Here is a 6,602-nt window from a genome sequence, read left to right on the forward strand (position 1 = left end):
CCACAGATCACTTTTTACCCCTTCCTTAACTGACTGGCATCAGGGTTTGTTAGAGCACTGGGGCAGCCGCTGCCAGTTTAGGCTGGCGATACAGGTCCAGCAGCACCTGATCCAGCACCGACGAAGCGCCCCACGGCTTTGGATCGTTGAGGATCGCCACCACCGCCCAGGTATTGCCGTTGTTATCGCGGCTGAACCCGGCGATGGCACGCACGGTGTTCAAGGTGCCGGTCTTGACGTGGGCTTCGCCGCGCATGGCAGTGGTCTTCAGGCGCTTGCGCATGGTGCCGTCGGTGCCGGCGATCGGCATCGAGCTGATGAACTCCGCCGCGTAGGGGCTTTTCCATGCTGCCTGCAGCATTGCCGCCATCTCGCGGGCGCTGACCCGTTCGGCGCGGGACAGGCCGGAACCGTTTTCCATCACCAGGTGCGGTGCGGTGATGCCTTTCTTCGCCAGCCATTGGCGCACCACGCGTTGCGCAGCCTTGGCATCGTCGCCGTCGGCATCGTTGCGAAACTGCGCGCCTAGGCTCAGGAACAGCTGCTGGGCCATGGTGTTGTTACTGTATTTGTTGATGTCGCGGATGATTTCCGCCAGGTCCGGCGAAAACGCACGGGCCAGCACTTTGGCGTCCTTGGGCACCGGCGCCTGGATATCACGGCCCTGGATGCTGCCGCCCAATTCCTTCCAGATCGCGCGTACGGCACCGGCGGTGTAGGTGGCGTGGTCCAGCAGCGACAGGTAGGTTTGTGAGCTGCAGCCGTCGGCCAACTGGCCGCTGACGGTCACCGTCACGCTGCCATCGGCTGCGGTGATCGGGCTGTAGCGTACGTCGCCGGTGCATTGCTTGGCGTTGGAGACTTTTACCTGGTTGTCGATGCGAATGCTGGCAATCGGTGGCTCGACCGACACCAGCACCCGCCCGGCGTCATTGCGCGTCACAAAACGCAGGGCTTTGAGGTTGACCAGCAATGCGTCCGGCTTGACCAGGAACGGTTTGTTCTCGTCATTGCCATCGTCGTTGAACTCGGGCAACTGCGGCGGGATGAAGAAACCGCGGTCCAGCACCAGGTCACCGGTGACTTGCTGCACGCCGTTGGCGCGCAGGTCGCGCATCAGCAGCCAGAGTTTTTCCATGTTCAGTTTGGGGTCGCCGCCGCCCTTGAGGTACAGGTTGCCGTGCAGCACACCACCGCTGAGGGTGCCGTCGGTGTAGAACTCGGTTTTCCACTGGTGGTTGGGGCCGAGCATTTCCAGGGCTGCGTAGGTGGTGATCAGCTTCATGGTGGACGCAGGGTTGACCGACACGTCGGCGTTGAAGACGGTGGGGGTGCCCGGGCCGTTCAGTGGGATCATCACCAGGGATAATGCGGTGTTTTGCAGTTTGGCTTTTGCCAGCGCCTGCTGGACATTGGGCGGCAAGGTGTTGTTGATCGGGGCGGCGGTAGCGCAGAAGGCCAGTGGCAGTAGAAAACCGGCAAGCAACAATGGACGCAAAGATTTGATCATAAGAAGTGAAACCCTGCTGCTGAAGGCGGGTGAAAAGGCGAGGGGTATGGATGAAAATCCCTCAATGGTCATGAAAGTGTCGGCATTATGCCCCAAGGTAGCGGCACTTGTGGCTGAACGATAGCTGCAAATCGGCGTTTTTTTTGCCTGCATTGTGCCGCCCGTCCCAGAGAGTCGGGCAATCGCCGCCTTAAACTGCTAGAGTGCCGGCCGTTATTACTTAAGAGGATTGTTCCAATGGCGACTAACCGTTCCCAGCGTCTGCGCAAAAAACTGTGCGTTGATGAATTTCAAGAGCTGGGTTTCGAACTGAACCTGGACTTCAAAGAAGGCCTGAGTGAAGAAGCTACCGATGCTTTCCTCGAAGCATTCATCAAAGAAGCCATGGAAGCCAACGGCCTGGGCTATGTCGGCGGCGATGACTTCGGTCTGGTTTGCCTGCAGAAGCGCGGCTCGGTCAACGAAGAACAGCGCGCAGCTGTTGAAGGCTGGCTCAAAGGCCGCAGCGAACTGAAAAGCGCTGAAGTCAGCCCGCTGCTGGACGTGTGGTATCCGGAAAAGCCGATCAACGCGGCTAAGTGATACTGAAAAAGACGGCGACCTCAGGGTCGCCGTTTTTTTATGCCTTGCGCCAATTCAGAATCAACAGCGTCAACACCCCCGCCACAATCCCCCAGAACGCCGAGCCGATGGAAAACAGCGTCAAGCCAGACGCCGTGACCATAAAGGTGATCAGCGCCGCTTCCCGCTCCTTCGGTTCATTCATGGCGATGCTCAAGCCATTGATGATCGAGCCAAACAACGCCAGGGCCGCAATCGACAGCACCAGTTCCTTGGGCAGTGCGGCGAACAGTGCCGCCAAGGTGGCGCCGAACACCCCGGCAATCCCGTAGAACACCCCGCACCACACGGCTGCCGTGTAGCGCTTGTTACGGTCTTCATGGGCATGGGGCCCGGTGCAGATGGCCGCGCTGATCGCCGCCAGGTTGATGCCGTGGGAGCCGAACGGCGCCAGCACCAGCGAGGCCAGGCCGGTCGCGGTGATCAGCGGCGAGGCGGGCACGGTGTAGCCGTCAGCCCGCAAGACGGCGACGCCCGGCATGTTCTGCGAGGTCATCGCCACCACGAACAGCGGGATGCCAATGCTGATGGTCGCGGCCAGCGAGAAGTGCGGGGTGGTCCAAACCGGTGTCGCCACTTCCAGGTGAAAACCGCTGAAGTCCAGCAGCCCCATCAACCCCGACAGCAGGGTGCCGATGATCAGGGCCGCCAACACCGCATAGCGTGGCGACAAGCGTTTGATGATCAGGTAGGTGAAAAACATCCCCAGTACCAGCCCGGTGCGATGTTGCGCGGCGACGAAAATCTCGCTGCCGATCTTGAACAGGATCCCTGCCAGCAGCGCCGCCGCCAGCGACGCCGGAATACGCTTGACCAGCTTTTCAAAGCTGCCGGTCAACCCGCAGAGCGTCACCAGCACCGCGCAGGTGATGTAGGCCCCGATGGCCTCGCCATAACTCACGCCACCCAGGCTGGTGATCAGCAGCGCTGCGCCGGGAGTGGACCAGGCGATGGTGATCGGCGTGCGATAGCGCAGGGACAAGCCGATGCTGCACACCGCCATGCCGATGGAAATCGCCCAGATCCATGAAGAAATCTGCGCCGTGGTCAAACCGGCGGCCTGACCGGCCTGGAACATCAGCACCAGTGAGCTGGTGTAGCCGGTCATCATGGCGATAAAGCCGGCAACGATCGCCGAGGGGGACGTGTCGGCCAGCGGGCGCAAGGGCGCTTGAGTGGCGTCGGTCATGGGGAGGTGTTCCTTTTACCGGAGAAATTGCGGATTCAAGCCTAAACTCAAACGTAACCCGTCATTGCAATACAGCCGAGGCCGCAAACAGCCGTACAGTGTGTTGGCGCATCGGGTTGTGTACAATGTGCCACGCTTTTAGGTGATACTTGCCAGCGACCCCATTGTTGCCGTATTACCTTACAAGTCACCGTATTACCGTTAATTCGCCGCCGTTCTCCCTACCCGAGTGCCCATGAACGAACAGTTGCAACCTCTCAAGAAACAACCGCGAGCCGGCAAGGCCGGTCGCAGCGGGACCCAGGACGATATCGTCTACGCACATATCTTCGAGGCCATCCTCGAACAACGCCTGGCGCCCGGAACCAAATTGAGCGAAGAGGCACTGGGCGAAATCTTCGGCGTGAGCCGCACCATCATTCGTCGCGCCCTGTCGCGCCTGGCCCATGAGGGCGTGGTGCTGCTGCGGCCCAATCGCGGTGCGGTGGTGGCCAGCCCCAGTGTCGAAGAAGCGCGCCAGGTGTTTCTCGCGCGGCGGCTGGTGGAGCGGGCGATAACCGAGTTGGCGGTGCAGCACGCCACCGCTGAACAACTGGCCGAGTTGCGCCAGATGGTCAACGACGAGCGCGACAGTTTTTCCCGTGGCGACCGCGGGGCGGGCATCCGCCTCTCCGGCGAATTCCACCTCAAGCTGGCCGAAGCGGCGAAGAACGCGCCGCTGATCAGCTTCCAGCGCAGCCTGGTGTCCCAGACCTCGTTGATTATCGCCCAGTACGAAAGTGGCAACCGCTCGCACTGTTCCTACGATGAACACACCCAATTGATCGATGCGATCGAAGCCCGCGACGCGGCGCTGGCGGTGAACCTGATGATGCATCACATGGATCACATCGACAGCAAGCTCAACCTCGATGAAGAGAGCGCGTCGGATGATTTGCATGCGGTGTTCTCGCATCTGTTGCAGTCCAAGAAGCCGGGGCGCTCTTCAGTCAAGCTGTAATTTCCCTGGCTCACCCGGCACAAAATGTGGAGGGGCGGTTGAGATCAGCGTTGGTGCACGAGTTGTCCCGCCGCATACGTCTGCAACACCGCCCGATCATCCCCCAGCGTCATCAGCACGAACAACGTCTCGGCAATGTTATTGGCCTGCTTCAAGCGATAGCTCAGCAGTGGCGTGGCGTTGTAGTCCAGCACCAGAAAGTCTGCATCGGTACCCGGTTGCAACGTACCGATCTTGTCTTCCAAACGCAGCGCCCGCGCGCCACCCAGCGTCGCCAGGTACAGCGACTTGAACGGGCTCAACCGCGCGCCCTGCAACTGCATGACCTTGTAGGCTTCGTTCAGGGTTTGCAGCAGGGAGAAACTGGTACCACCGCCCACATCCGTGCCCAGGCCCACGTTCAATTTGTGTTTCTCTGCCATCGGCAGGTTGAACAGGCCACTGCCGAGGAAGAAGTTCGACGTCGGGCAAAAGGCGATCGCCGAGCCGGTCTGCGCCAGCCGCGCGCATTCGTCATCGCACAGGTGCACGCCGTGAGCAAACACCGAACGCTCACCGAGCAGTTTGTAGTGGTCATACACATCCAGATAGCCGTTGCGCTCGGGGAACAGCGCTTTCACCCATTCGACTTCCTGCTTGTTCTCACTGATGTGGGTCTGCATGTACAGGTCCGGGTACTCCCCCAGCAGTTGCCCGGCCAGCGTCAATTGCTCCGGTGTGCTGGTCGGCGCGAAACGCGGCGTGACCGCATAGTGCAGACGGCCCTTGCCATGCCAGCGCTCGATCAGTGCCTTGCTTTCCTGGTAGCCGGATTCGGCGGTGTCGGTGAGATAGTCCGGTGCGTTGCGGTCCATCATCACCTTGCCGGCGATCATGCGCAGGTCGAGCTTCTCGGCTGCTTCAAAAAACGAATTCACCGACTGCGGGTGCACGCTGCCGAATACCAGCGCGGTGGTGGTGCCGTTGCGCAGCAGTTCCTTGATAAAGATATCCGCCACTTCGTCGGCATGGGCCTTGTCGGCGAACTGGCTTTCACACGGAAACGTGTAGGTATTGAGCCAGTCCAGCAACTGCTCGCCATAGGCACCGACCATGCCGGTTTGCGGCAGGTGGATATGCGTGTCGATCAGGCCAGGGGTGATCAGCGCGTCCTGGTAATGGGTAATGTCGATATCGGCCGGCAGGGTCGGCAGCAACTCACTGGCGTGACCCAAGGCGCTGATCTGGCCGTTGTCGATCACCAGCAGGCCGTCTTCGAAGTATTCATAGGACGCGTCGATGCCCACTTCGGCGGGGTCGGCGAGGCTGTGCAGGATGGCGGCGCGGTAGGCTTTACGAGTCAAAGGCATGGTCATCTCAATGCGTGGCGTGGCTGCGGCGTGACACCGGCAGCAGTTTGGCAATAGGTTCGGCGCCTGCAGTGTGCTGGCCGAAATGGGCGTTATAGGTGGCGATGATTTCCCCGGCGATGGAGATGGCGATCTCCACCGGCAATTTGCCCTTCACCTCGGCGAGGCCCATTGGGCAGCGCATACGTTGCAGTTGCGCGATGTCGAAGCCGCGGTCACGCAGGCGGTGTTCGAACTTGACGCGTTTGGTCTTCGAACCGATCAGGCCGAAGTAGGCGAAGTCATTGCGCTTGAGCAGGGCGGCGGTGAGTTCCAGGTCCAGCGCGTGATTGTGGGTCATGACAATGCAGTAACTGCCCGCCGGCAAGTCGGCGATTTCATCGACCGGCTCTTCACTGACGATTTTACATACGCCCTGAGGGATATGCTCCGGAAACTCCTGCTCGCGCGAATCGATCCAGCGCACCCGGCATGGCAGGCTTGCCAGCAGCGGTACCAGCGCGCGGCCGACATGGCCGGCGCCGAACACCGCGATCTGTGCCTGCACCTGACCCATGGGTTCGAACAGCAGCACCGTCACGCCGCCGCAACACTGGCCCAGGCTCGCCCCCAGGCTGAAACGCTCCAGATGAGTGTTCTGTTGGCCGCGCGCGAGCATGTCGCGGGCGATTTGCATGGCTTTGTATTCCAGATGCCCGCCACCGATGGTGTCGAAGGTCTGGGCGGCGCTGATCACCATTTTGGAACCGGCGTTGCGTGGGGTGGAGCCGAGTTCTTCGACGATGGTCACCAGTACGCAGGGTTCGCCTTGGTTTTGCAGGTCGGCGAGGGCGCTGATCCAGTTGTTCATAGTCACCTCTTGTGGTGTCTGTCAGGCCGTCATCGGGGGCAAGTCCCCTCCCACATTTGGAATGCATTCCCATGTGGGAGGGG

At 60.7% G+C, this 6,602-nt stretch carries 6 protein-coding genes; 2 read left to right on the top strand and 4 right to left on the bottom strand.

What is annotated here, in order from left to right; translation table 11 throughout:
- Positions 1–49: 49 nt before the first annotated feature.
- Positions 50–1,510, bottom strand: coding sequence for a D-alanyl-D-alanine carboxypeptidase/D-alanyl-D-alanine endopeptidase (gene dacB, locus JWR98_RS28910; RefSeq protein ID WP_205491871.1), 1,461 nt, complete (start codon positions 1,508–1,510; stop codon positions 50–52).
- 237 nt (positions 1,511–1,747) lie between these two features.
- Here dacB and JWR98_RS28915 point away from each other — a divergent pair, with 237 nt between their 5' ends.
- Positions 1,748–2,092, top strand: a complete 345-nt coding sequence (locus JWR98_RS28915; RefSeq protein WP_003175501.1) for a YggL family protein — start codon at positions 1,748–1,750, stop codon at positions 2,090–2,092.
- A 37-nt stretch (positions 2,093–2,129) separates the two neighbouring features.
- Here JWR98_RS28915 and JWR98_RS28920 read toward each other — a convergent pair whose 3' ends face one another.
- A complete protein-coding gene (locus JWR98_RS28920; RefSeq protein ID WP_078734229.1) occupies positions 2,130–3,320 on the bottom strand; it encodes a benzoate/H(+) symporter BenE family transporter in 1,191 nt (396 codons plus the stop codon).
- Between the two features lie 235 nt (positions 3,321–3,555).
- On the opposite strand from JWR98_RS28920, the gene JWR98_RS28925 reads away from it, so the two are divergent.
- A complete protein-coding gene (locus JWR98_RS28925) occupies positions 3,556–4,320 on the top strand; it encodes a GntR family transcriptional regulator (protein ID WP_205491872.1) in 765 nt (254 codons plus the stop codon).
- A gap of 44 nt (positions 4,321–4,364) precedes the next feature.
- Here the strand turns inward: JWR98_RS28925 and guaD are convergent, their stop codons facing one another.
- Positions 4,365–5,669, bottom strand: coding sequence for a guanine deaminase (guaD, locus tag JWR98_RS28930; RefSeq protein ID WP_078734322.1), 1,305 nt, complete (start codon positions 5,667–5,669; stop codon positions 4,365–4,367).
- 7 nt (positions 5,670–5,676) lie between these two features.
- Positions 5,677–6,519, bottom strand: coding sequence for a xanthine dehydrogenase accessory protein XdhC (gene xdhC, locus JWR98_RS28935; protein WP_205491873.1), 843 nt, complete (start codon positions 6,517–6,519; stop codon positions 5,677–5,679).
- Positions 6,520–6,602 lie beyond the last annotated feature (83 nt).

This window comes from Pseudomonas lactucae (assembly GCF_016937615.1).
GTDB lineage: Bacteria > Pseudomonadota > Gammaproteobacteria > Pseudomonadales > Pseudomonadaceae > Aquipseudomonas > Aquipseudomonas lactucae.

Bases quoted from the DNA above. Each gene is read 5' to 3' on its own strand.
- JWR98_RS28915 (WP_003175501.1), top strand. From the start codon at position 1,748: ATGGCGACTAACCGTTCCCAGCGTCTGCGCAAAAAACTGTGCGTTGAT.
- JWR98_RS28920 (WP_078734229.1), bottom strand. From the start codon at position 3,320: ATGACCGACGCCACTCAAGCGCCCTTGCGCCCGCTGGCCGACACGTCC.
- dacB (WP_205491871.1), bottom strand. From the start codon at position 1,510: ATGATCAAATCTTTGCGTCCATTGTTGCTTGCCGGTTTTCTACTGCCA.
- xdhC (WP_205491873.1), bottom strand. From the start codon at position 6,519: ATGAACAACTGGATCAGCGCCCTCGCCGACCTGCAAAACCAAGGCGAA.
- JWR98_RS28925 (WP_205491872.1), top strand. From the start codon at position 3,556: ATGAACGAACAGTTGCAACCTCTCAAGAAACAACCGCGAGCCGGCAAG.
- guaD (WP_078734322.1), bottom strand. From the start codon at position 5,669: ATGCCTTTGACTCGTAAAGCCTACCGCGCCGCCATCCTGCACAGCCTC.